General features: G+C 74.7%; 23 protein-coding genes, 1 tRNA gene and 2 pseudogenes. 9 read left to right on the top strand and 17 right to left on the bottom strand.

Translation table 11 applies throughout. The features are described from left to right. Nucleotides 1-34: 34 nt before the first annotated feature. From AB1207_RS07155 to AB1207_RS07145, 3 genes are read left to right on the top strand one after another with little or no spacing between them, the layout of a single operon-like run. The gene (locus tag AB1207_RS07155; protein ID WP_367637253.1) at nt 35-1,639 is read left to right on the top strand and encodes a methyl-accepting chemotaxis protein; all 1,605 of its coding nucleotides are present in this window, start codon (nt 35-37) and stop codon (nt 1,637-1,639) included. Between the two features lie 30 nt (nt 1,640-1,669). Next, complete coding sequence (locus AB1207_RS07150; RefSeq protein WP_367637251.1) at nt 1,670-2,650, top strand: D-2-hydroxyacid dehydrogenase; 981 nt, start codon at nt 1,670-1,672, stop codon at nt 2,648-2,650. Then, nucleotides 2,647-3,516, top strand: coding sequence for a diacylglycerol/lipid kinase family protein (locus tag AB1207_RS07145; RefSeq protein ID WP_367637249.1), 870 nt, complete (start codon nt 2,647-2,649; stop codon nt 3,514-3,516). Before AB1207_RS07150 ends, AB1207_RS07145 begins: the two co-directional genes overlap by 4 nt. Here the strand turns inward: AB1207_RS07145 and AB1207_RS07140 are convergent. From AB1207_RS07140 to AB1207_RS07125, 4 genes are all read right to left on the bottom strand, one after another. After that, nucleotides 3,493-4,344 (bottom strand): nucleotidyltransferase family protein, encoded by an 852-nt coding sequence (locus tag AB1207_RS07140; RefSeq protein ID WP_367637247.1) that lies wholly within the window; start codon nt 4,342-4,344, stop codon nt 3,493-3,495. The two genes, AB1207_RS07145 and AB1207_RS07140, sit on opposite strands and share 24 nt — an antisense overlap. A gap of 42 nt (nt 4,345-4,386) precedes the next feature. Then, the gene (locus AB1207_RS07135; RefSeq protein WP_367637246.1) at nt 4,387-5,196 is read right to left on the bottom strand and encodes an alpha/beta fold hydrolase; all 810 of its coding nucleotides are present in this window, start codon (nt 5,194-5,196) and stop codon (nt 4,387-4,389) included. A gap of 9 nt (nt 5,197-5,205) precedes the next feature. Next, nucleotides 5,206-6,759 (bottom strand): diguanylate cyclase domain-containing protein, encoded by a 1,554-nt coding sequence (locus tag AB1207_RS07130; RefSeq protein ID WP_367637244.1) that lies wholly within the window; start codon nt 6,757-6,759, stop codon nt 5,206-5,208. An 85-nt stretch (nt 6,760-6,844) separates the two neighbouring features. Further along, nucleotides 6,845-7,246, bottom strand: coding sequence for a hypothetical protein (locus AB1207_RS07125; protein ID WP_367637242.1), 402 nt, complete (start codon nt 7,244-7,246; stop codon nt 6,845-6,847). Between the two features lie 168 nt (nt 7,247-7,414). Between AB1207_RS07125 and AB1207_RS07120 the strand changes: the two genes are divergently transcribed. Beyond that, a complete protein-coding gene (locus tag AB1207_RS07120) occupies nt 7,415-7,783 on the top strand; it encodes a hypothetical protein (protein WP_367637240.1) in 369 nt (122 codons plus the stop codon). Here the strand turns inward: AB1207_RS07120 and AB1207_RS07115 are convergent. The 4 genes from AB1207_RS07115 to AB1207_RS07100 form a co-directional block, all read right to left on the bottom strand. Then, nucleotides 7,675-8,562: an AraC family transcriptional regulator gene (locus tag AB1207_RS07115; protein ID WP_367637239.1), complete on the bottom strand. Its 888-nt coding sequence runs from the start codon at nt 8,560-8,562 to the stop codon at nt 7,675-7,677. The genes AB1207_RS07120 and AB1207_RS07115 overlap by 109 nt on opposite strands. After that, a tRNA-Ser gene (locus AB1207_RS07110) sits at nt 8,550-8,645 on the bottom strand. Before AB1207_RS07110 ends, AB1207_RS07115 begins: the two co-directional genes overlap by 13 nt. A 50-nt stretch (nt 8,646-8,695) precedes the next feature. Further along, entirely contained in the window at nt 8,696-8,920 is a 225-nt protein-coding gene (locus AB1207_RS07105) for a helix-turn-helix domain-containing protein (RefSeq protein ID WP_367637238.1), read from the bottom strand. Further along, entirely contained in the window at nt 8,920-9,981 is a 1,062-nt protein-coding gene (locus tag AB1207_RS07100; protein WP_367637237.1) for a DNA adenine methylase, read from the bottom strand. The genes AB1207_RS07105 and AB1207_RS07100 overlap by 1 nt, the downstream gene beginning before the upstream one ends. Nucleotides 9,982-10,143: 162 nt before the next feature. Between AB1207_RS07100 and AB1207_RS07095 the strand changes: the two genes are divergently transcribed. Beyond that, nucleotides 10,144-10,884: a polyprenol monophosphomannose synthase gene (locus tag AB1207_RS07095; RefSeq protein ID WP_367637235.1), complete on the top strand. Its 741-nt coding sequence runs from the start codon at nt 10,144-10,146 to the stop codon at nt 10,882-10,884. A gap of 65 nt (nt 10,885-10,949) precedes the next feature. Here AB1207_RS07095 and AB1207_RS07090 read toward each other — a convergent pair whose 3' ends face one another. Then, nucleotides 10,950-11,369 (bottom strand): VOC family protein, encoded by a 420-nt coding sequence (locus tag AB1207_RS07090; protein ID WP_367637234.1) that lies wholly within the window; start codon nt 11,367-11,369, stop codon nt 10,950-10,952. 272 nt (nt 11,370-11,641) lie between these two features. On the opposite strand from AB1207_RS07090, the gene AB1207_RS07085 reads away from it, so the two are divergent. After that, nucleotides 11,642-12,760 carry an EAL domain-containing protein gene (locus AB1207_RS07085; protein WP_367637233.1) on the top strand — a complete coding sequence of 373 codons (1,119 nt, stop codon included), beginning with the start codon at nt 11,642-11,644 and terminating at the stop codon, nt 12,758-12,760. A gap of 606 nt (nt 12,761-13,366) precedes the next feature. Here AB1207_RS07085 and AB1207_RS07080 read toward each other — a convergent pair. From AB1207_RS07080 to AB1207_RS07060, 5 genes and pseudogenes are all read right to left on the bottom strand, one after another. After that, a pseudogene (locus tag AB1207_RS07080) lies at nt 13,367-13,723 on the bottom strand (response regulator); the annotation flags it as partial. 4 nt (nt 13,724-13,727) lie between these two features. Then, on the bottom strand, nt 13,728-14,234 hold the full coding sequence (locus tag AB1207_RS07075) for a chemotaxis protein CheX (protein WP_367637232.1): 507 nt from the start codon (nt 14,232-14,234) through the stop codon (nt 13,728-13,730). Next, nucleotides 14,231-14,614 (bottom strand): response regulator, encoded by a 384-nt coding sequence (locus tag AB1207_RS07070; protein WP_367637230.1) that lies wholly within the window; start codon nt 14,612-14,614, stop codon nt 14,231-14,233. The genes AB1207_RS07075 and AB1207_RS07070 overlap by 4 nt, the downstream gene beginning before the upstream one ends. Then, entirely contained in the window at nt 14,611-15,441 is an 831-nt protein-coding gene (locus tag AB1207_RS07065; protein ID WP_367637229.1) for a CheR family methyltransferase, read from the bottom strand. The genes AB1207_RS07070 and AB1207_RS07065 overlap by 4 nt, the downstream gene beginning before the upstream one ends. A 1-nt stretch (nt 15,442) precedes the next feature. Then, nucleotides 15,443-16,696, bottom strand: a complete 1,254-nt coding sequence (locus AB1207_RS07060) for a protein-glutamate methylesterase/protein-glutamine glutaminase (RefSeq protein ID WP_367637228.1) — start codon at nt 16,694-16,696, stop codon at nt 15,443-15,445. Between the two features lie 271 nt (nt 16,697-16,967). On the opposite strand from AB1207_RS07060, the gene AB1207_RS07055 reads away from it, so the two are divergent. The 3 genes from AB1207_RS07055 to AB1207_RS07045 are packed head-to-tail and all read left to right on the top strand — an operon-like array spanning nt 16,968 to nt 19,667. Continuing rightward, on the top strand, nt 16,968-17,765 hold the full coding sequence (locus AB1207_RS07055; RefSeq protein WP_367637227.1) for an alpha/beta fold hydrolase: 798 nt from the start codon (nt 16,968-16,970) through the stop codon (nt 17,763-17,765). Between the two features lie 16 nt (nt 17,766-17,781). After that, a complete protein-coding gene (locus AB1207_RS07050; protein WP_367637225.1) occupies nt 17,782-18,441 on the top strand; it encodes an esterase/lipase family protein in 660 nt (219 codons plus the stop codon). Beyond that, the gene (locus AB1207_RS07045; RefSeq protein ID WP_367637223.1) at nt 18,438-19,667 is read left to right on the top strand and encodes an MFS transporter; all 1,230 of its coding nucleotides are present in this window, start codon (nt 18,438-18,440) and stop codon (nt 19,665-19,667) included. Before AB1207_RS07050 ends, AB1207_RS07045 begins: the two co-directional genes overlap by 4 nt. An 8-nt stretch (nt 19,668-19,675) precedes the next feature. Here the strand turns inward: AB1207_RS07045 and AB1207_RS07040 are convergent. The 3 genes and pseudogenes from AB1207_RS07040 to AB1207_RS07030 form a co-directional block, all read right to left on the bottom strand. Further along, nucleotides 19,676-20,428: pseudogene (locus tag AB1207_RS07040) on the bottom strand (ABC transporter ATP-binding protein); the annotation flags it as partial. After that, nucleotides 20,425-21,474: a FecCD family ABC transporter permease gene (locus AB1207_RS07035; RefSeq protein ID WP_460624163.1), complete on the bottom strand. Its 1,050-nt coding sequence runs from the start codon at nt 21,472-21,474 to the stop codon at nt 20,425-20,427. The gene AB1207_RS07035 and the pseudogene AB1207_RS07040, both read right to left, overlap by 4 nt. Continuing rightward, nucleotides 21,471-22,523, bottom strand: a complete 1,053-nt coding sequence (locus tag AB1207_RS07030) for an ABC transporter substrate-binding protein (protein ID WP_367637221.1) — start codon at nt 22,521-22,523, stop codon at nt 21,471-21,473. The genes AB1207_RS07035 and AB1207_RS07030 overlap by 4 nt, the downstream gene beginning before the upstream one ends. Nucleotides 22,524-22,565 lie beyond the last annotated feature (42 nt).

Genomic DNA, 22,565 nt, shown 5'->3' with positions numbered 1-22,565 from the left:
TCAAGCCTCCCGCGGAACGTGTCGATCACCAGGCATGACCCCCGCGGGAGGTACCCGGCTGCGCCACGCCTGGCGCGACGCCGGTCTGCGCCGGAAGCTCAACGCCCTGACCGCCGTCGCGGTCGTCGCCGTCGCCTCGCTCAGCGTGCTCACCGTCAGCGTGCTGCGCGACACCGCGACCGCCACCGACGAGCTGCAGCGGGCCACGACGGCCACGCGCGCGACGCTCGAGGCGGACATGGCGCACGACGCCCTGCGCGCCTCGGTCCTGCAGGCCCTGCTCTTCGGCACCGGCGAGCGCTGGGAGCAGGCGCGCGAGGGCGGCGCCGAGGCCGCGACGAGCCTGCTCGACCAGCTCTCCACGGTCCACGACGGCCGCATCGGCGCCGACGTCGACTCCGCCGTCGCCGCCGCGGAACCGGCCGTGACCGCTTACGGCGCAGCGGGTCGCGACCTCATCGACCTCGCCGCGAAGGACCCCGCCGCGGCCCGCGAGGCCTACCCGGCGTTCCTCGACCGGTTCGAGGAGGTCGAGGGTCTGCTGCCGACCGTCGCGGACACCGTGGCCACCCACGTCACCGCCCAGACGCACGAGGTGCAGGCCACCCGCGCGCGCAGCTACCGCGTCCTCGGCGGCGTCGCGGGCGCCACCGTCCTCGCCGCGATCGTCGTCGCCTGGCAGGTCACCCGCAGCGTCGTGCACCCCTTGAACCGCGTCGGTGACGTCGTCGCGGCCATGCGCGACGGCGACCTCACCCGCCGCAGCCGTCCCGAGGCGCGCGACGAGGTGGGCCGCACCGGCGCCGCCCTCGACGAGGCCCTCGACGTCCTCGCCGACCTCGTCCGCGGCATCGGCGGCACCGCCGACCGCCTCGAGGCCGCGACGGGGCACCTCAGCACGGTGTCCGCGGAGATCGAGCGCTCCAGCGCCGACTCCCGCCGGCTCGCCACCTCCGCCGTCGACGAGGCGCACGAGGTCTCCACGGCCGCCGAGGGCATGGCCGCCGCGGGCGAGCAGATGCTCGGAGCGATCTCCGAGGTCTCCTCCAACGCGCACGCCTCCCGCGAGGTCGCCGGGCAGGCCGTCACGGCCGCGCAGGCGACGACGGAGGCCGTCCACCGCCTCGCCGCGTCGAGCGAGGAGATCGGCTCGGTCGTGCAGACCATCGCCTCCATCGCGGCCCAGACGAACCTGCTCGCGCTCAACGCGACCATCGAGGCCGCCCGGGCCGGGGACGCCGGACGCGGTTTCGCCGTCGTCGCCGACGAGGTCAAGACGCTGGCGATGGAGACGGCCACGGCGACGGAGGAGATCACCCGGACCGTCGCGGCCCTGCAGGCCGACAGCGCGGGCGCGCGGGAGCGCATCGCGGAGATCGCCGCCGTGGTCGACCGCGTCTCGGAGTTCCAGGGCTCCATCGCCGCGGCGACCGAGGAGCAGACGCAGGTCAGCGCGGACACCAGCCGCCAGGTCGCGCTCGTGGCCGCGTCGACCCGCACCTCCGTGCAGGACCTGACGACGCTGGCCGCCAGCGTCGGGGAGACCGCCGACCGGGGCCGGCGCAGCGGGGAGGCCGCCGTCGAGGTCGCCGGGCTGACCGGCGAGCTGCGGGCGGCGGTGGGGCGCTTCCGCGTCTGACCGGGCCCCGCCCCGGGCAGACTCCGGACCGTGCCCCGGATCCTCGTCGTCCCCGTCGGCAGCACCCCCGACGTCGCGCCGCTGCACGCGCTGGCCGACGTCGAGGTCCGCGGCCCCGAGGACGCCGGACTCCCCGACGCCCTCGCCCGCGCCGACGGCCTCGTCGCCTGGGACGGCGTGCACCCCGCGCTGGAACGCGCGTGGGCCCTCGCGGACCCGCGGCGGTTGCGGTGGGTCCACACCTCCAGCGCCGGGCCGGACCGCCTCCTGTTCCCCGCCCTGCGCGCCCACCCGTGCGTCCTGACGTGCAGCCGCGGCGTGCTGGACACCGACATCGCCGAGTACGTCCTGGCGGGCGTGCTCGCCGTCCTGAAGGACCTGCCGGGGACGGTGCGCCGGCAGACCGAGCACCGCTGGGAGCACCGCACGACGCGCAGCCTCGCCGGGACCCGGGCGCTCGTCGTGGGCGCGGGGTCCATCGGGACGCGGGTGGGGCAGGTGTTCGCCGCCCTCGGGGTCGCCGTCGACGGGGTCGTCCGTACGCCCCGGCCCGCGACCGCCCCCTTCGGCGGGCTGTTCGGCCCGGGCGACCTGGCCCGTGTGGCGGGTGACTACGACCACCTGCTCGTGACCGCACCGCTGTCGGAGGCCACCCGCGGACTCGTCGACCACCGCGTGGTGGACGCGCTGCGCCCGGGGGCGGTCGTCGTCAACGTGGGCCGCGGGCCCGTCGTCGACGAGGACGCCCTGCTGCGGGCCCTGCGGGCGGGGCGGCTCGGCGGGGTGGTCCTGGACGTGTGGACCCGCGAACCGCTGCCGGCCGGCAGCCCGTGGTGGGACGAGCCCGGTGCCGTGGTCTCCCCGCACCTGGCCGGGGACGCGGCGGGTTTCCGCGAGCGCCTGGAGGCGCTGCTGCACGAGCAGGTGCGCCGGTTCGTCACCCGGGCGGAGCTGCTGCACGTGGTCGACAAGGAGCACGGGTACGCGATCACCCCTACGGTGAGCGCGTGAGCTCGGACATCCGTCGTGTCGTCGTCGTCCTGAACCCCAACAGCACCGGTGACGGGCCCGCGAACGCCGAACGGCTGCGCGGGGAACTGGACGGGACCGTCCCCGTCGAACTCGTGGAGACCCAGCACGCCGGGCACGCCGAGGAGATCGCCCGCGACGCCGTGCGCGAGGACGACGGCACGCTCGTCGTGTCGGCCAGCGGCGACGGCGGGTACCACGAGGTCGTCAACGGCGTCACCACCGCGGGGCGCGGGATGGCCGCCGTCCTGCCGTCGGGGAACGCGAACGACCACGCCACAGCGACGCAGGACCGCCCTCTGGCGCAGGCGATCCGGGACGTCGTCGAGGGCGGGCGCCCGACGCGCATCGACCTGCTGCAGGTCAGCGGTGAGGGCCGGTCGCGGGTCGCGCACTCCTACGCGGGCGTCGGCATCACCCCCGTCGCGGCGGCCGCGCTCAACGAGCACGACCTCGACGCGGTGAAGGAGTCGTTCCTCGTCGTGCGGGCGTTCTGGCGCTACCGCCCGATGACCATCACGCACGACGGGCAGCAGATCAGCCTCGACAGCCTGGTGTTCGCGAACATCGACCGGATGGGCAAGTACGCGCAGCTGTCCGACGACTCCGCGCCCGACGACGGCCGGTACGAGACGCTGCTCATCCCGCACCGCAGCAAGCTGCGCCTGCTGGCCGACTTCACCCGCGTCCTGCGCGGTACGCACCCGGTGAAGTCCCGGTCCGAACCCTTCGAGTTCCTCACGCACTCCCCCATGCCGCTGCAGCTGGACGGCGAGGTGTTCCACGTCGACGGCGGGTCGACCGTGACGGTGCGCTGCCTACCGCTAGCCCTGCGCACGGTCGCCTGACGCGGTGCGGCCCAGCGCGTCCTGCGTCTCGTCGAGGACCTCCCCGGCGCGCCGCAGGGACGCGCCGAGCGCGGCCGGCCCTCGTCCCGGCGCGGCCAGCAGGGTGTGGACCCGTTCGGTGAAACCCGTCGGTGCGCCGGGGAGGCGACCCGTCGCGGTGACGGCTCCCTTCTCGTTGAGGACGAACCGGCCGGCGCCCGCGTGCAGGGCGTGCGCGCACAGCAGCAGGACGCGGAACAGGCACCCCGCGACGTAGGCGCTGTCCCCGCGGGGCACGGCCTTCGCCGCCCCGCCGAGGAGGAACCGCGCCTCGTCGAGCCGCCCGACGACGGCGTCGCGCAGGGCGGGCGGGAACTCCTCCACGCTGCGCCGCACCGAGGCGAGCTCTCCCGTCGGGTCCGCGAGCAGCACCCCGTGGGCGAGTTCCCCGGCGTAGGTGGTGCCCGGGAAACCCAGCGGGTGCCCCACCTGGAAGTGCCACTCGAACCGTCCGGCGACGGCGTCGGAACAGCTGCGGGCGACGCGGTCGACGTCGCGGTACAGCCAGTCCACGGCCGTCCCGTCCACCCGCAACCAGCCGCCGCCGTCGACCCACGGCCCCCACCCGCCCGGGTCGACGAGACCGGCCGGGACGTCCGCGACGTCGTCGGCGAGGGACCGGAGGGCGTCGAGGTCCAGGGGCGCGCGGTAGTACAGGCCGAGGTCGACGTCGGAGTCGGGGGTGTGCTCGCCGCGGGCCCGGCTGCCGCCCAGGCTCACCCCGACGATCCCGGGGACGCGGACGAGGCGGTCGGCCAGGCTCTTCAGGGTGTTCAGGTCCGGGGACACCCGGGGAGCCTCACCGCAGCGTCGGGGCGGTGTCCAGGGGTTTCAGGCGAGGAACCCGCCCACGAGGCCCGCGACCTGCGTCCGGAACTCCTCGACGTACCCGTGCCGGGCGCCGTCGAGCACGACGAGCTCGGCCGCCGGGACGCGGTCGGCGATCAGCCGCGCGTTGGCCGGGGGCGTCAGCCGGTCGTCACCGCCGTGGACGACGAGGGTGCGGGCGCGGACGAGCGGCAGCAGGTCCCAACCGTCGTGGCCGGTGCTGGCGCCGTGGTGGGCACGCCGCACGCGGGGCGTCCCGGTCGGGGCGAACCGGGCCGCCACCTCGGGGTTCCGCGCCGACCACGCCGGGGTGAAGAACAGGTCGGCCAGGGCTTGCCGACCGGCGGGCGACCCGGCGTGCCGCAGGGTCCGGGACACGTCGTCGTCGCACGGGACCTCCTGCGCGCCACCGGGTCCGGTCGCCCCGAGCACCAGCCGGTCGACGCGCTCGGGGGCGCGGGCCGCGAGCACCTGCGCGACGCGGCCGCCCATCGAGAACCCGTGGACGTGGGCCCGGGCGACCCCGAGGGCGTCGAGGACGACGACGGCGTCGGCGGCGAACAGGGTCGTCGTCCAGCCGGCCGGACCCGGCACACCCGTGCTCGCCCCCGTCCCGCGGGTGTGGACGACGACGCGGGTGAGCCCCGGCAGGGCGTCCGCCAGGCCGGCGGCCGTCGCGGGTCCCAGGCTCTGTCCCGCCAGGAGCAGCAGGACGGGACCGGTGCCGGTCACGTCGGCCGCGACCTCGACGGGCCCGTCCGCCCCGGCCGGGTCGACGGGCACCACCACACGTTCGGTCGGGTCGGTCGGCACCGGCCGAACCTACTGCTCGACCCCCACGGGCCCCCGGTGTGCCCGCTTCACCACGTACATGCGCGCGTCCGCCGCGGCGAGCAGCGCCTCGACGACGGCGGGGACGAGGTCGGCGTCGTCCGGTCGCCCGGTCGCGAGCGCACGGGGTTCCTCCCGGACGGCGCCGATGCTGGCCGACGCCTGGACGACGGTGCCCTCGACGGTGAACGGCTCGGTCAGCGCCGCCCGCAGCCGGTCGACGACGGCGTCGGCGCGCGCTTGCGGGTCGGTGACGAGGACGGCGAACTCGTCCCCGCCCCACCGGGCCGCGCAGTCCTCCTCGCGGACGCAGGCCCGCAGCCGGGCCGCGACCCCGCGCAGCAGCTCGTCGCCGGCGGCGTGGCCGAGGGTGTCGTTGACGGCCTTGAACCGGTCGAGGTCGACGAACGCGACGACGACGGTGCCCCCGGTGCGCAGCGACGAGCGCACGGCCTCGGCCGTGCGCTCGGAGAAGCGGCGTCGGTTCTCCAGCCCGGTGAGCGGGTCCACGTGGGCCAGGACGTCGAGCTGGCGTCGCTGCCGTTCGGCCGTCAGCAGCAGGCGGCGGTGCTCGTCGAGGGCGAGGAACTGCCGGCCCATGACGAGGACGGCCATGAGGAGCAGCGCCACCAGGACGAGGCGGTCCGACGTCGCCCACAACCGGACGGCGCCGAGCACCGTCGCCGGGCCCATGGCCAGGTAGGGCACGAACCAGCCGAGGGACCCGACGCTCGGCGCCCGGTCCACCCGCGGCCGGTGCGGGTGGTGGCGCGCGCCGATCGCGAACGTCCCGAAGGCCACGATCCAGGCGAAGTCGGAGAACCCGCCGGTGGCGAAACCGCCCTGGGCCAGGACGCCGTAGACGTAGACGGCGTCGGCCAGGGTCTGCGCACTGGCCGCCACGAGGCAGAAGACGCCGACCCGGGTCGCCCCGAGGCGGGCCATCTGGATGATCGTCGTGGTGAGGAAGACGAGGTCCAGCAGCGGGTAGCTCAACGGCAGGACGAGCTCGGCAGGACGGAAGGAGGAGAGCCGCACGGCCTCCCCCAGCCAGCCGACCCAGACCACCGTCAGCAGGGCGGTGCCCAGGAGCAGGCCGTCGAGCAGCGCGGCCAGACCGAGGTGGGAACGTGCGCGGCCCCACAGGTGGACGAGGCCGGAGCCGACGAGGGCGAGGGAGAACCCGAGGAAGGGACCGTCGGCCCACGTCGTCGCGTCCTCGATGAGGCCCAGGACGTCCTGCGCGGTGTAGACGACCTGGCCCGTCCCCCACAGCCCGCAGGCCGAGGCCAGCAGCACCCAGCTGCGGCGCGCCCAGCCCGAGGGCACGTCCCGCCACGCCGACCGGGCCAGCAGCCCCGCCGCGAGGAAGGCCGCCACGGCCTCGCCCACCCCGAAGAGGAGCAGCGAGGTCGTCGACCCGCGCCCGAAGAGGGACTGGGCGACGGCGAGGCCGACGAGGACGGCGGCGAGAACGCCGAAGTCCGCGCCGAGGCGACCGGTGGCGCTCAGCGCGTCCCACCCTCGCCTCGACCAGGTCCGCACGATCTGTCGATCGTCCCAGGTGCTCGCCGACTGGACCCCCCGTCACCCGTCGGCCGGGTGGTGTCACCCGTCCGGCGGTGGGGCGTCAGCCCTCGGACGCCCCGGGGACGTCGCCGGCGCTCGGCGGGCGCATGAGGCTCAGCAGCGGCGCGGTGGTCAGCCGCTGCCGGACGAGCGCGGCCGACGCGAGCAGGACGACGAGCCCGAGGAAGGCGAGCGGCCAGAAGTTCGTGGCGAAGGCGACACCGAGCAGCGCGAGGACGACGACGACGGGGACGACGAGCGGCACGCGGTTGTACCAGCGCGGCTGCAGGACCGCCGCTGCGTACCACCAGGCGACGGCCGCGACGCGCTCGTCGGGGTGCCGCCGGCCCTGCCGGGCCAGGGCGATCGCGTCCTGCCGGTCCTCCCGCGGCAACGTGTGGAAGGCGCGCAACGCCGTCTCCCGCCGCTGGGGGGTCATCTCCGGCCCCACGACCGCGCCCATCGTCCTGCTCCCCTGCTGCCGTCCGTCCGCGCGCCTCGGCGTCCGCGGGTGCCGTCGTTCCCGCCCGGCGCGGCCTCACCCTAACGCCGGGCGCGGACGGGCTCCGGCCCGTGCAGGTCAGTCCGTTCGTGGAAGCGCCGCGACCTGCAGGGGCCGGAGGCTGGCCCCGTGCCGGACCTCCTCGTGAAGCTCAGCTGGTCGCTCCTCTGCCTGGCCCACCTGGTCCCGGCGGCGGCTCTCCTCCAGCCCTCCCTGCTGGTGCCCCTCTACGACGTCGACCCCGCGAGCGGGGCCGGCCTGCTGCTGCGGCACCGGGCGGCCCTGTTCCTCGCGGTGGCCCTGGTGTGCGCCTACGCGGCCCTCGCCCCGGACGGTCGCCGAGCCGCGGGCCTCGTCGTGTCCGTGAGCGTCGTCGGCTTCCTCGTCCTCTACGTGGGGGCCGGAGCGCCGGCGGGTGCCCTGCGGACCGTGGCGCTGACCGACGCGCTGCTCCTGCCTCCGCTCACCGTCGCGGTGTGGTCCGCCTGGCGCGCGTGAGGGACGGGGAGGTCGGACCGGACCGTGGCCCCGAGGGCGAGCAGGTCGGACGGCGTGAGCCCGAACATTGTCCGGAACGTGCCGCTCAGGTGCGCCGACCCGGCGAACCCGGCGGCGTGCGCGGCCTCCGTCAACGACTGTCCCGCAGCGCTTCCCGTGATGGCGACGGCGAGCCGCCGCCAGAGCCGGTAGCGGCGGAACGGCACCCCCACCGCACGCCGGAACCGCGCCTGGAACCGCGACGGCGACAGCCCGACGAGCGCGGCCGCCGCGGCCACGGACGGCACGTCCTGGGGGCGGACGTCGAGGCGCCGGACGGCGGCCACGAGCCCGGGGTCCACCGGAGCACGACGCCGGACGCCGAGCGCGTCGAAGACCTCCTCCACGCCCCCGTCGAGGTCGAGGTCCGGCACTGCGACGTCCCCGTCCCGGTGGTGCGCGAGCGCCGCCACGTCGTCGCTGAGCGCGTCGAGGTAGGCGAACAGCACCGGGCCGGTGGCCCGGACCCGGTGCAGCGTCCCGGGCGGCACGAACGCGGCGGACCGGGACGCGGCCGGACCCAGCGCCGTCCCACCCCCGTCCGGCAGGCACAGCCGGAAGGGGGCGTCGAGCGTCACGACGAGGGTCGCGGCGGCGTTGCGGTGCGGGCTCAGGTCCAGGCCGGGCCCCGCGTAGAAGGCACGCGCACCCGCGATCCCGATCCGGGTGGGCACCGCGGAACCGACCACGACCGACGACCGCACGCGGCCATCATGGCCGTCGGCGGTGGCGGAGGGCATGGGATTCGAACCCATGAGGAAGGAGTGGGTACCTCCCTAGCGGTTTTCAAGACCGCCGCCTTCAACCACTCGGCCAGCCCTCCCGGCCGCTCCGTCCCCCACGAGCGGGTCGGCGCGGGGCCCAGTCTGCCAGCTAGCCCGACGCCCTCGACCGGGTTCCCGCCCGCGAGCGCAGCACGACCCCTTCGCGCAGCAGGAGCTTGCGGACGCGGGTCAGGCTGTAGCCGGTGTCGAGGGAGATCTGGGCGATGCTGCGGCCCTGCTCGTACTGCTCGCGCAGGACCCGCTGGGCGAGCAGGCGCTTCTCCTCGGTGAACCACTCGCCGAGCTCGGCGGGCGGCAGGTCCTCCAGTCCCATCACGCCTCCTGCAGCGCGGCGACGCGCGCGACCATCGCGTCGAGCCGGTCGCCGTCGCCGGCGAGGACGAGGTGCTCGACGTTGCGCAGCCGGCCCACGGACCCGACCTTCTCCCCCGCCCGGTTGTGGATGCCGATCTTCGCGCCGACGTAGCGGTCGCTCTCGAAGGACAGGGTCCGCACGTCCTGGCCCCGGGCGCGGCACATCTCGACGAGGTCGGGCAGGGCGACGTAGCCCTCGTCGGAGAAGCTGAGGACGACGGTGTCGGCCCGCACCCGGCGGACCGTCTCGGCGAGGGCGGCCGGCATCGTCCGTCGGCCGTTGAAGACGCTGCGGCTCACGGCGTCCCGGCAGTCGGCGCGCTTGGCCGCGACCCCGTACGGCTCGGGGCGGTCCCAGCGGACGAGCGTCTCCCAGACGTGGTAGTTCGCGAAGTAACGGTGCTTGTTGTACGGCGGGTCGAGGTAGGCGACGTCCACGTGCGGCAGGTCGTCGACGACGCTCGCCGCGTCGGCGCGGACCGCGCGTCCCGCCCCCGGCGTGAGGACGGGCGGCCGCAGGACCAGCTCGCGGGCCGAGCGGCGCGACCACTCCTTGAGGTAGGCCATCTGCACCCCCACGGTGGAGTCGACGGCGTCGGCGGCGCGCAGCAGGCTCGTCAGCAGCAGCGACCGCAGCGGGGAGTCGCCGTACAGGTCGTCGATGCCCTGCCGGACGGCGTCGATCCGCATGCCGTTGCGGGGCTGGAAGTACCGCGAGCGTTCGCAGAACACCTCGGTGACGTACCCGCGGACGGGCTCCAGACACGCCAGGCGGTCCAGCGCCCCGGCGACCTCGGCGGCGTCGACGGTGTCCGCGTCGGCCTCCACGTAGCACTGCGCGAGGACCTCCGAGTAGCTGGCGGTGTCGACGGCCGTGACGTCCATCCCGCGGCGGCACATCTCCTGCGCCACGCGCGTCGTGCCCGTGAACAGGTCCAGACCCGTGCGGGCGCCGCTGCCCGCGAACAGCTCGCCCAGGACCGGGACGAGCCGTCGTTTCGAGCCCAGGTACTTGATCACGCGACCCCCTCCGCAGCAGTCGTCCAGCCCGGGGCCGATCGTGCCGCACGGGTGCGACACGACGCCCGGACCGCCGCGCGGACACGCCGCGCCCGGCGGGACGGGCGGTGCGGGTGGGGTAGCGTCGGGCGACCCGTCCGCCGATCACCGAGCGAGTTCCCGTTGGCCGAAGCCCTCCGCTGCGTCGTCGTCCTGCCCACGTACGACGAGGCCGACAACATCACCGGCATGCTCGAGCGGATCCTCGGCTCACCGGTCGCCCCCGACGTCCTCGTGGTGGACGACTCCTCCCCCGACGGCACCGGCGCCCTCGTCGAGCAGGCCGCGGCGCAGTACGCGCAGGGGCGCGTGCGGTTGCTGACCCGGACGACGAAGGACGGCCTCGGCGCCGCCTACCGCGCCGGTTTCGCGCACGCCCTGGCCACCGGCGACCACGACGTCGTCGTGCAGATGGACGCCGACGGCTCCCACCCCGTCGAGGCGCTGGAGCGGATGCTGGCGCAGATCGCGGCGGGTGCGGACCTGGTCCTCGGCGCCCGGTACGTGCCCGGCGGCGCCCTCGACGACGCGTGGCCCTGGTACCGCAAGGCGCTCTCGCGGGGCGCGAACGTCTACGCCCGCGTGCTGCTGCGCGCCCCCGTCGCCGACCTCACCGGCGGGTTCAAGGCGTGGCGCGCCGACCTCCTCCGTTCGCTGGACCTCTCGCAGCTGACGGCCGCGGGGTACGCCTTCCAGATCCAGACGACGCTCGCCGCCCTGCAGCAGGGCGCGACCGTGCGCGAGGTGCCGATCCTCTTCACCGAGCGGACGCACGGGACGTCGAAGATGTCGAAGGCGATCATCCGCGAGGCGATGGTCGCGGTGCTGCGGATGCGCCGCCACGGCCCCTCCGGCCGTCCCTGACGCCCCCTCACCCCCCGTCTCCCACCCCCGTCGCACCGATCTGGGGCGCGCCCCCGGCAGGTGGGTCAGGAGGAGGCGGCGGGGGCGGAGAGGTTCACCATCCAGTGGATCCCGTACCGGTCGACGAGGGCGCCGTACTCGTCGCCCCACATCTGCGCCTCCAGCGGCGTCTCGACCGTCCCGCCCTCGGCCAGGGCGGCGAAGGCGGGGCGCAGGACGTCGGCGTCGTCGCCGGTGAGGGCGACGGTGATGCTGGCGCCGGGGGTGAAGTCCATCCCGGGCGGCACGTCGGAGCCCATGAGCAGCCAGCCCTGCGGCGTGGAGAGCTGGGAGTGCATGACGAGCTCGGGGTCGACGCCGGGCGGGGCGCCGAACTCGCCGAACGTCGTCAGGTCGAGGGTGCCACCGAGGACGTCGCGGTAGAAGGTCATCGCCTCCTTCGCCTGGCCGCGGAAGCTGAGGTAGGGCGACAGGTTCGAGGGCACGACGGCCTCCTGGGACGCACGGACCGGACCCCGTGAAGCTACTGGGGCCACGGGCCCCGCGACCAGAGGCAGCCCGCCGCCGGACTGCGGGGAGTGACGGTCGGTGACTGTGACCTCTTCGTGATTGTGTCGACCCGACCGGTCTGGGATGGTCGAGCGGACAGCAGTGTCACGGGCAGTTCGCGCCGTTCCCGCACGGTGCGTTCCGTCGGGTCCGCGCGGTCACCACGACACGACCAGCGACGGACGGCACGACCGCGGGAGGACCACCGGTGCGAGGTCAGGGCGACGACGCGGACGCCGTCGCCCAGCTCCTGGACCTGGCCCGGGACATCTTCGGCACCCCCGTCGCCGCCCTCACGCGACCGACCCGCGCGAGCCCGCACCACGTCGAGCAGACGAGCAGCGTGCTGGACCCCCACGCCACCGTCCGGCTGCTCGCCGACACCGACCTCGCCGCCGCACCGCTGGGCGTGGACGTCGTCCGGCCCGACGGGGTGCCCGGCGGCCGGCTCGTGGGGGTCGGCCCCGCCGACACGTCCGAGGACGACCTCGCCTCCCGCCAGCTCGAGGCCCTGCACGTCGTGGCGGCGCTGGTCGCCGGGGTGCTGCACCACCGGGACCGCCGCCGCGCCGAGCGGGACGACCGGCTCGCCTCCCTCGACGCCTTCGTCGCCGGCGCCGGCCGCACCACCGTCCTGCAGCCGATCGTCGACCTGCGCACGGGCGCGACGGTCGGGGCGGAGGCGCTGAGCCGCTTCACCGGGCCGGAGGGGTCGCCGCGCCGCCCCGAGCAGGTCTTCACCGACGCCCGGACTTCCGGTGTCGGCGTCCGGCTCGAGCAGGCGGCCATCGCCTCGGCCCTGCCCCTGCTGCGGTCCGTCCCCGCCGGCGCCTACCTGAGCGTCAACGCCTCCGCCGAGGCCCTGCTGGACGGCTCCACCCACGACCTGCTGCTCTCGGGGTTGCCGGACCGGCTCGTCGTCGAGATCACCGAGCACGACCCGGTCGACGACTACGACGCCCTCACCGAGGCGACCGCGGAACTGCGCCGGCACGGCATCCGCATCGCCGTCGACGACACCGGCGCCGGGTTCGCCAGCCTGCAGCACGTCCTGCAGCTGACCCCGGACATCGTCAAGCTCGACATCGCCTTCGTGCGCGGCATCGACGGCGACCCGGCCCGGCGCGCGGTGGCCCGGGCGCTGGTGGGTTTCGCCTCCGAACTCGGCTCGACGATGGTCGCCGAGGGCGTCGAGCGTCCCGACGAGCTGACCGTGCTCGGCGAGCTCGGCGTCGAGTGCGGTCAGGGGTACCTGCTGGGCCGCCCGACCACGGACCCCGTCTGGGGCGGCGGGCCGGACGCGACGACCGCCGTCGTCACGAGCTGACGCGCACCCCGCGGGAACGACGGGAACCCCCCGCCCGGCAGGGCGAGGGGTTCCTGGTCCAGCGCGTCAGAACGTGACGATGCTCAGCGCGCCCTTGCCGTAGCGGGCGACCGAGACCGTGAGGTCCAGGCGGCTGCCCGTGCGGGTCGCCCAGTCGGCCACGTCGGGGCGCAGGGCCTCGCCGGGCACGTAGGACGCGTACAGCTTCAGGTGCGCGGCACCCTCGACGTTGAACAGCGACGCCATGATGTTGAGGACCTCGCGCGAGTTCACCGCGAGGTTCTCCGGCAGTTCCTTGTCGTCGATGGCGTCCTCGCTGGCCCCGGGGGGCAGCAGGCCGATCGCGGCACCGGCGTGGGCGGCCAGCGCGAAGTCGAAGACCACGACGGCCTTGGACTTCAGGTGGTCGTCCACGTACAGGCCGACGAGCGACCCGGGCTTGCCGCCGACGGGCAGCGGACGCCCGTCGGACAGGTCGACGTCGCGGTTGAGCAGGTCCGAGAGCAGGTTGCGGATCGCGAGGTTCGACGGCAACGGGTTGACGTCGAACTTCACCTCGCCCTGCGCCACCGACGTCTCGACGGCACCGGAACCGGCGTCACCACCGAGGACCGGGGCCAGGGCCGCGGCGAACGCCTCGGGGGTGAACGGCTTGGCGATGAGGAACAGGGCGCCGGCGGCCGCCGCCTTGTCCCGCATCTCCTCCGAACCCTCCGACGTCACGAAGCCGAACGGCACGTCGATGCCGGAACCGCGCAGGTTCTGGAGCATCTCGATCCCCGTGGCCTCGGGCATGTTCCAGTCGGAGAGGACGATGTCCGGGTTCTCCTTGCGGACCGCGTCGAAACCCTCCTTGCCGTTCTCGGCCTGGACCACCTCGACCCAGTCGTACCCGGCCTGGCGGAGGGTGCGGATGACGATCTGCCGCATGACGCGGCTGTCGTCGACCACGAGGGCCTTCACGTCGTCATCCCCCCACGTTCTCGGAACCGTTGCCGCCGGCCAGCCACACCTCGAAGGTCAGCCACTGACCCTTCCAGTTGGCGTCCAGACGCGCCGCGAGGCGGTCGGAGGCGCCGTGCAGGGGCAGGGCGGTGGAGACGACCGGCAGACCCAGCGGACCCGCGTCGGGGACGAGGGCCTTGATGTTGCCGCCGACGATGTTGGCGACCTCGCCGAGGGAGTCGTAGACGTCCTCGTCGGTCAGCTCGCCGTCCTCCTGGAGGAGGGCCTGCGCCAGCGGCAGACCGAGCGTGCGCTCGACGCTGACGGTGACGATGCCCGGGCGGGCGCCGGAGATCGTGACCGACGCGCAGAAGATGTCGCCCTCGATGTCGTGCTGGTCGAACGACGGCAGCAGGAACTCGGTGTGCGCGAAGTACGACGCCCACATCGCGTCGACGATCTGGCCCAGGGCCTCGTCCTCGACGTAGTCGGTGGGTTCGTCGTAGAACTCCTCGACCAGTTCGGTCATGCCTGGACCCCTTCCGGGAGCAGGCCGAGCAGGGAGAGCTTCTCCTCCAGCGACTCGACCGTGAACGGCTTGATGAGGTACTCGTGGGCACCGGCGGCGAGGGCGCGGACGATCTGCCCGTGCTCGGCCTCCGTGGTCACCATCATCAGCGTGAGCGCGCGGTAGTCGCGGTTCGCCCGGACCTGGGTGACGAACGTGAGACCGTCCATCACCGGCATGTTCCAGTCGACCGTCGCGAGGTCGGGCAGGGGGCCCGCCTCGAGGACCTTCAGCGCCTCGGCGCCGTCGGCCGCCTCGACCGTCTCGTACCCGAGCTTGCGCAGTGCACCTGCGATGATCTTCCGCATGGCGCGGGAGTCATCCACGACCAGAGCCTTCATGCCTGACCTCCGTTCTTGGGACGGTGGACCGAAACCCGTCCGATGAGTTCGCGGTCCCAGTTCTCATCGACGCCCAGCGTCGTTTCTGCACCCCCGAGGAACATGTATCCCCCGGGCTTGAGCACCTTGCGCACGCGGGACAGGATGTCGCGCTTGGTCTCGAGGTCGAAGTAGATGAGGACGTTCCGCAGGAACACCACGTCGAACTGGCCCAGGGCCGCGTACGAGCTCGTGAGGTTCAGCTGCTGGAAGCGCACCATCCGCTTGATGTCGTCGTTCACCTGCCACTGCGTCCCGACGCGCGTGAAGTGGCGCACGAGCATCGGGGCCGGCAGCCCGCGGTTCATCTCCAACTGCGAGTACCGGCCGGCCTTGGCCTTCTCCAGCACCTCGTTGGACAGGTCGGTGCCGATGATCTCGGCCCGCCACCCCTCGGCGATCAGGCTGTCCTGCAGCGAGATCGCCAGGCTGTAGGCCTCCTGGCCGGTGGAGCTGGCCGCCGACCAGATGCGCAGCGACCGGGTCGTGGCGCGCGCCTGCTTCAGCGCGGGCACGACCGAGGTCGAGAAGGCCGTGAACGGGGCGCCGTCGCGGAACCACGACGTCTCGTTCGTGGTGAGCGCCTCGACGATCGCCGTCTGCGCACGACGGTCCGGACGCAGCCGGATCCCGTCGACGTAGGCCGAGACGTCGCTCGCGCCGGCGGCCCGCGCCAGCGGGACCAGACGCGACTCGACGAGGTACTCCTTGCCCTTCTCGAGGACGATCGCACTCTCCTTGCGCACGAGTGTGCAGACCCAGTCGAAGGCTGTGGTCGTGAGTGCCATGTCACCACCTGCCTTGGGAGGGACGGGCCGCGGGGGCGGCCGGACGGAACGCCGGCGGTCGTGCCGGCGGAAGGGAACTGGTGCGGGCGGGGCTGGGGGTGGTGCTGGGGGCGGGGCGGGTGGTGCTGCTCGGGGTGGTGCTCGCGGTCGCCCGCGGTGGCGGTGCGGACACCGACCGGGCGGGCCCGAGCCGGCGCTGGATGGCGTCGGCGATGGACCCCAGGGGCAGGACCTCGTCCGCGACGCCCTCGCGGGCCACGGCTCCCGGCATCCCCCAGACCACCGAGGTGGCCTCGTCCTGCGCCAGGACCTGCCCCCCTGCGGCGGCCAGGGCCTTGCAGCCGAGCTTCCCGTCCGAGCCCATGCCCGTGAGGATCACGGCCAGGAGCTCGCCGCCGTAGGCGGCGACCGCCGAACGCACCATCACGTCGACGGCGGGTCTGCAGAAGTTCTCGGCAGGACCCTGGTTCAACTTGATCGCCATCGCCGGGCCCCGGCGGACGACCTCCATGTGGAAGTCACCGGGGGCGACGTAGACGGTGCCCGCCACGACGGGTTCGCCGTCGGTGGCCTCCACGACCCGCAGCGCGGACGACTTGTCGAGCCGCTGGGCGTAGAGCCGGGTGAACACCGGCGGCATGTGCTGGGTGACCAGGACGGGGACGCCGAGACCGGCGGGGAGCTTGGCCAGCACCGCCGACAGGGCCTCGGGCCCACCGGTGGAGGAGCCGATGACGAGGGCGCGCGGGGCCTTGGCGGCCGAGGTGCGCGTGCGGGTCGTGACGGGCGTCGCGGGCCGCGCCGGAGCGGGGGCCGCGGCGACGGGCGCGGCGGCGGCCGCAATCCCCGGCACGAGCGCCTTGATCTTGGGGATGAGCTGCTGGCGGACCGACTCCATCGACTCGTTGACGCTGCCGACGTTGGCCGGCTTCGTGACGTAGTCGGACGCACCGGAGGACAGGGCCTCCAGGGTCGCGGTGGCGCCGCGCTCGGTGAGCGTGGAGAACATGATGACCGGGAGCTTCCGGTCGATCTTGCGGATCTCCTTGATCGCCTCGAGGCCGTCCATGACGGGCATCTCGATGTCCAGGGTCACCACGTCGGGCTTGAGCTGGACGATCTTGTCGAGCGCGATCTTGCCGTTGGGGGCCGTTCCGACGACCTCGATGGCCGGGTCGGACGCCAGCACGTCGGTGACGATCCGGCGGACGACGACGGAGTCGTCCACCGTGAGCACCCGGATGCGTGGGCCCACGTCGCACCTGACCTTCCTGCCGCCGGCGCTCCGCGCCGTGGAACACCACCCGGGAGCGGGTGGCTCCCTGTTCATCGGCGCCTGGCCCGCAACCCTGAACCCCGACCCCGACCGGTGTCCGACCCGTTGTCACCCTCGGCATGTTCGTCGTGACGATCCGTACACCTCCACTGTGGCGCGGGCCCGGCGGGAGCGTCGAGCGGACCCGCGTCGTCACGCCCTCGCCGCCCCTCGCAGGCTCGGTCCAGCCACGACCGGGATGATGTGGCCCGTGCGTCGCCTGACCCCCGAGGACATGCCCAGCGGACTGACCGTCCGGATCGACCGGGTCCGTCGGGGCGGCGTCTGGCTGCGCACCTGGACGATGTGGATCGCCGAGACCGAGGACGTCCCGCCCGAGCACCGGCACGACGTGGTCCTCGTGCACGGCCTGGGGGTCTCCTCGGCGTACTTCCAGCGCCTCGCCGTCGTCCTCGCCCGGTTCGGGACGGTCCACCTGGTCGAGCTCCCCGGCTTCGCCGGCATCCCCCACCCCGACCGGCGCATGTCCACGCAGGAGATGGGCGCGCTGGTGGCGTCCTGGATCCGGGACCAGCACCTGACCGCCGTGCTGCTCGTGGGGCACTCGATGGGGGCGCAGGTCGTGACGGAGGCGGCCCTGGACGACCCGGGCGCCGTCGCCCACGTCGCGCTCATCGGCCCGCCGGTGAACCTGCAGGAGCGGTCGGTGCCCCGCCAGGGCCTGCGGCTGCTGCAGTCGGCCGTCTTCGAACCCGCTGCGGTGCGGCGGATGTCGCTCGAGGGCTACGCCAGCTGCGGGTGGCGCTGGTTCGCCCACACCCTGCCGTCGATGATGACCTACCCCATCGAGGAGCGGATCCGGGAGCTGGAGGTGCCCGTCCTCGTCCTGCGGGGCCGGCACGACGCCGTCGCTCCCGCTCCCTGGGTCCGGATGCTCGCCGACCGCGCCCCGCGCGGTCGCTGGGCGGAGGTGCCCGGGGCCCACTCGGTCGTCTTCGACCACGCCGAGGAGGTCGTCGAGCAGCTCGCCGACCTCGTGGGGCGGTGACCGTGGAGGTGACCCCGTGGACGTGACCGCCCGGCTCGCCGACTACGCCTGGCTCGCCCGGGCCCAGCTGCGCCCCGGCCGTCCCGACTGGACCGGGGGCGAGGGGTGCCCCGTCGTCCTCGTCCCGGGGATCTGGGAGACGTGGCACGTCCTCCGCGACCTCGGCGACGCCCTGCACCGCGCCGGCCACCGGGTGCACGTCCTGCCCGGCCTCGGCACCAACTCGGCCGAGCTCGCCGTGGGCGCGGAAGTGCTGCGGCGCACCGTCGAGCGGCTCGACCTGCACGGTGCCGTCGTCGTCGCCCACTCCAAGGGCGGCCTCATCGCCAAGACCGCGCTCGCCCTGCCCGGGGTGGCCGAGCGGGTCGCCGGCCTCGTCGCCGTGGCCACCCCGTTCGAGGGGTCCCGGTACGCGACGTGGTTCCCGGCCCGGTCGGTGCGCCGGTTGTCCCCGCGCGACCCGGCCATCCGCCGGCTGGCCGCCGACCTCACCGCGCACCCGCGCATCGTCGCGATCCGGCCCCGGTACGACCCGCACGTCCCGCGCGCCGTCGACGCGGCCGCACTGGCCGGGGCGGTCGAGGTGGAGGTGCCGCTCGACGGCCACTTCCGGCTGCTGGGCGACCCGCGGCTGCACGAGGCCGTCGTCCACGCCGTCGAGGGGTTGAGCGCGTGACGGCTCGCTCCACCTGGCGGGCGGTGCCGGGACCGGTCCGCCTGCTGCTGTTCAGCCAGTTCGCCTTCAACACCGGCTTCTACCTCGTCGTGCCGTTCCTGGCCGTCCACCTGTCCTCCGGCCTGGGCATGGCGGGCTGGGTCGTCGGCCTCGTGCTGGGGCTGCGCACCTTCAGCCAGCAGGGGTTCTTCTTCGTCGGCGGGGCCCTCACCGACCGGTTCGGCGTCCGGCCGGTCCTGCTCACCGGCTGCCTCGTGCGGATCGCGGGGTTCTGCACGCTGGCCGTGGGCCAGTCCCTGCCGGGCGTGCTCGCCGGCACGGTGCTCACCGGGTTCGCGGCCGCCCTCTTCTCCCCCGCCGTCGAGACGGGTCTCGCGCACGCGGGAGCCCGGCTGGAGGAGGCGGGCGCCGTGACGCGCGCGGAGCTGTTCGCCCTCGACGACGTCGTCAGCAAGGTGGGGTCCCTCGCCGGGCCGGTGCTGGGCGCCGCCCTGCTCGGGGTCCCGTTCTCCACGACGTGCTTCGTCGCGGCCGGGGTCTTCGCCGTCGTGCTGGTGGCCAACGCGCGCTGGGCCCCGCGCGTCGACGGGGTGCCGCGCAGCACGTCGGTGACGGCCGGCTGGGGATCGGTGCTGCGCAACCGGCGGTTCCTCGTCTTCGCCGCGCTGTACTCGACGCTGCTGCTGGCCTACAACCAGATGTACCTGGCGCTGCCCGTGGAACTGGTGCGGGCCACCGGGTCCCAGCGCGCCCTCGGGGCGATGTTCGTCGTGGCCGCGGTCGTCACCGTCCTCGTGCAGGTGCCGGTCGCGCGGTGGGCCCGGCGGCGCGGGGCCCGGCACGCGCTGCCCGCGGGGTTCGCCGTGACGGCGCTCGCCTTCGCGCTCGTCGCGGCGGCCACCGTCCTGCCCCGCCCGGACCTCGTGCCGGCCCTGGCCCCGGCCGTCGGGTTCGTCGTCGTGCTGCACCTCGGGTCGGCCCTGGCCCGACCGGTGGCCCGCGACCTCGTCCCGCCGCTGGCCGGCGAGCGCCACGTCGGCGCCCACTACGGCGTGCTGGCCTCCCTCGGCGGGGTGGCGGTGCTCCTCGGGTCGGGCGTCGTCGGGGCGGTGCTGGAACCGGGGGCGGTGACCCCGTGGGTGCTGCTCGCCGCCGTCGTCGCGGTCTCCGGCGTCGGCCTGGCCGCGCTGTCGCGCCGGCTGGGTCCCGCCGCCGGACGGGCCTGACCCGGCGGGAGGAACGTGACGGCCAGCCCGCCGTGCGGGCCGGTCGCGACGTGGGCGTCGACGCCGTAGACGTCCTGGATCAGCGCGCGTGTCAGCACCTGCTCCGGCGTCCCCGCAGCCACGACGGACCCGGCGCGCAGGACGACGACGACGTCGCAGAACGTGGCCGCGAGGTTGAGGTCGTGCAGGGCGACCACGCTCGTGACCGGCAGCGCGGCCACGAGCGCGAGGAGTTCCAGCTGGTGGCGCACGTCGAGGTGGTTGGTCGGCTCGTCGAGCAGCAGCTCGGCCGGCTCCTGGGCGAGCGCCCGCGCGATGTGGGCGCGCTGGCGCTCCCCGCCGGAGAGCGTGTGCCAGGAGTGGGACGCCTTGGCGCTCAGGTCGACCTGGTCCAGGGCGGCGTCCACGACGGCCTCGTCGCGCGGGCCGGGCCCGCCGAGCAGCCGCCGGTGCGGCGTGCGGCCGAGGCGGACGACGTCGCGCACCGTGAGGTCGACGTCGGTGTCGGCGTGCTGGGTGACGGTGGCGACGCGGCGGGCGACGTCCCGGCGCGGGGTGCGGTGCAGCTCGCGGCCGTCCAGCAGGACGGTCCCGGCGTCGGGGCGGGCGGCACCGTGCAGGAGCCGCAGCAGCGAGCTCTTGCCGGACCCGTTGGGCCCCAGCAGACCCACGGTCGAGCCGGGGTCGGGGCGCAGGGTGACGCCGTCGACGACGATCCGGGTCCCGCGTCGCCAGGTGACGGCGTCGGCGTGCAGGGTCACGACGCCCGCCCGCGGCGGACGAGGAGCAGCGCGAAGACGGGGACGCCGACGAGGGCCGTCCCGACGCCGACGGGCAACGGGGTCGGGGCGAAGGCGACGCGGGAACCGGCGTCCACCCACACCATCGCGACGGCGCCGACGACGATCGTGGCGGGCACCGTGCGGGTGTGGGCGTGGCCGACGAGCAGGCGCGCGACGTGCGGCAGGACGAGCCCGACGAACCCGACGGCGCCGGTGACGCTGACGAGCGTCGCGGTGACCAGGGCCGTCAGCAGCAGCAGGACCGCGCGGGTCCGCGCCACGGGGATGCCGAGGGAGGAGGCGATCTCCTCCCCGAACGCGAACGCGTCGAGCCGGCCCGCGTACCCCAGGCACACCGCGGCGCCGACGGCCACGACCGCCCAGCACAGGACGACGTCGTCCCAGCGCACGCCCTCCAGCGACCCGAGCAGCCAGAACATCACCCCCCGCGTCTCGTCGGAGTCGGCGACGGCGAACACGACGAGGGAGGTCAGGGCGGAGAACAGGTGGGTTCCCGCCAGGCCGGCGAGGAGGATCCCGGCCGTGCCGCCGCGGGTGGCCCGGGCCAGGGCGAGCGTCAGGGCGAAGGCGAGGCAGGCGCCGACGAAGGCCCCGCCCGACAGCCCGATCCCGCCGATCCCCAGGACGGCCACGGCCACCGCGCCGGTGGAGGCGCCGGAGGAGACGCCGAGGACGAACGGGTCGGCCAACGGGTTGCGCAGCAACGACTGCAGCACCAGGCCGCACAGGCCCAGACCCGCCCCGCACGCCGCGGCGACGAGCGCGCGGGGCACCCGGTCCTGCCAGACGATCGCGTCCTCGGAGACCCGGACGGGCACCTGGGCGAGCCCGAGGTGGTTGAGCAGGACGTCGCGGACGTTGACGAGGGACACGTCCGCCGCCCCCAGCGTCGCCGCGGCACCGACGGACAGGACGAGCGCCACGAGACCGCCCACGACGAGGACGGCCGGGTGCAGCCGGCGGCGCTCGAGGACCTGGGGGCGGACGGGGGCCTGGACGCTCACAGGTCCTGACCGTGCTCGCGCCACCACGCGCCGAGCTTCGCCAGGCCGTCGACGTACCGGATGGACGGGTTCAGCTCCGCGCCGTGCAGCGCGACGTACCGCTGCGCCCGCGCGGCGGACAGCACGCTCGCCACCGGGTCGGTGCGCAGGAACTCCTCCTTGGCCGCGAGCCGGTCCCCCGGGAAGCGGTCGCGGCGCAGGTCCCCGAGGACGAGCACGTCGGGGTCGGCCGCGACGACGGACTCCCAGGACACCGACGGCCAGTCCTCGGCCTGGTCGGCGAACACGTTGCGCAGCCCCGTCGACGTCGCGAGCAGCGAGGCCGCGCCCTTGCCGCCCGCCACGAACGGGGTGTCGAGGTTGGCGAACCAGAACGCCACGGTGCGACCGCCGACGTCGACGCCCTCGGTGGCCTCCCGGGCCCGCCGCTGCAGGTCCGCGACGAGGTCCTCGCCGCGCTGGGCGACGTCGAAGACCTGCGCGAGCTCGCGGACCTCCTGGAACAGGCTGTCCACCGTCAGCGGCGTCGTCCGCGCCTTCTTCCCGCCGTTGACGCTCTGGCCGTCGTCGAGGTCGGTGGGCGAGAGGTAGCTCGCGATCCCCGTCTCGGCCAAGCGGTCGCGCGTGACGACCCCGCCCTGCTCGGCGAAGTGCCGGCCGAAGGAGGCGGTGACGAGGTCCGGGTCCGCGCCGAGCAGCACCTCGTACGTCGGCGCGTTGTCGGCCAGCCGCGGCACCCCCTCGTTCGCGGCGGCCAGGGAGTCCAGGACGGGGTCCGTCCACGACGCCGTGCCGACGATCCGGTCGGCCAGGCCGAGGGAGAGCAGGATCTCCGTGGAGCCCTGGTCGAGGGAGACGACGCGCTGGGGGGCCCGCTCGAACCGGACCTCGCGGTCGCCGTTGCGCAGGACGAGCGGGTACGTCGTCCCGCCCTCCCCGGCGCTCGCGGTGCTCTGCGGCGGAACGGCTTCGGAGGCTCCGCACCCGGCGAGGGCGAGGACGGCGGCGCCGGTCAGCGGACCGAGCTCGCGGCGGGAGAGGGGACGCATCGACGACTCCAGGGCAGGCGAGGGCTGTCCCTCGACGAGTTC

This window comes from Kineococcus endophyticus (assembly GCF_040796495.1).
Taxonomy (GTDB): domain Bacteria; phylum Actinomycetota; class Actinomycetes; order Actinomycetales; family Kineococcaceae; genus Kineococcus; species Kineococcus endophyticus.
The sequence above is the reverse complement of the archived record's forward strand: the minus strand, read 5'-3'. Positions and strand labels throughout refer to the sequence as shown.

What these genes read in the sequence shown, in the direction of transcription:
- AB1207_RS07115 (WP_367637239.1), bottom strand. Translation starts at nt 8,562, where the DNA reads ATGCCCTCCGCCACCGCCGACGGCCATGATGGCCGCGTGCGGTCGTCG.
- AB1207_RS07105 (WP_367637238.1), bottom strand. Translation starts at nt 8,920, where the DNA reads ATGGGACTGGAGGACCTGCCGCCCGCCGAGCTCGGCGAGTGGTTCACC.
- AB1207_RS07155 (WP_367637253.1), top strand. Translation starts at nt 35, where the DNA reads ATGACCCCCGCGGGAGGTACCCGGCTGCGCCACGCCTGGCGCGACGCC.
- AB1207_RS07075 (WP_367637232.1), bottom strand. Translation starts at nt 14,234, where the DNA reads ATGACCGAACTGGTCGAGGAGTTCTACGACGAACCCACCGACTACGTC.
- AB1207_RS07030 (WP_367637221.1), bottom strand. Translation starts at nt 22,523, where the DNA reads ATGCGTCCCCTCTCCCGCCGCGAGCTCGGTCCGCTGACCGGCGCCGCC.
- AB1207_RS07125 (WP_367637242.1), bottom strand. Translation starts at nt 7,246, where the DNA reads ATGGGCGCGGTCGTGGGGCCGGAGATGACCCCCCAGCGGCGGGAGACG.
- AB1207_RS07065 (WP_367637229.1), bottom strand. Translation starts at nt 15,441, where the DNA reads ATGGCACTCACGACCACAGCCTTCGACTGGGTCTGCACACTCGTGCGC.
- AB1207_RS07070 (WP_367637230.1), bottom strand. Translation starts at nt 14,614, where the DNA reads ATGAAGGCTCTGGTCGTGGATGACTCCCGCGCCATGCGGAAGATCATC.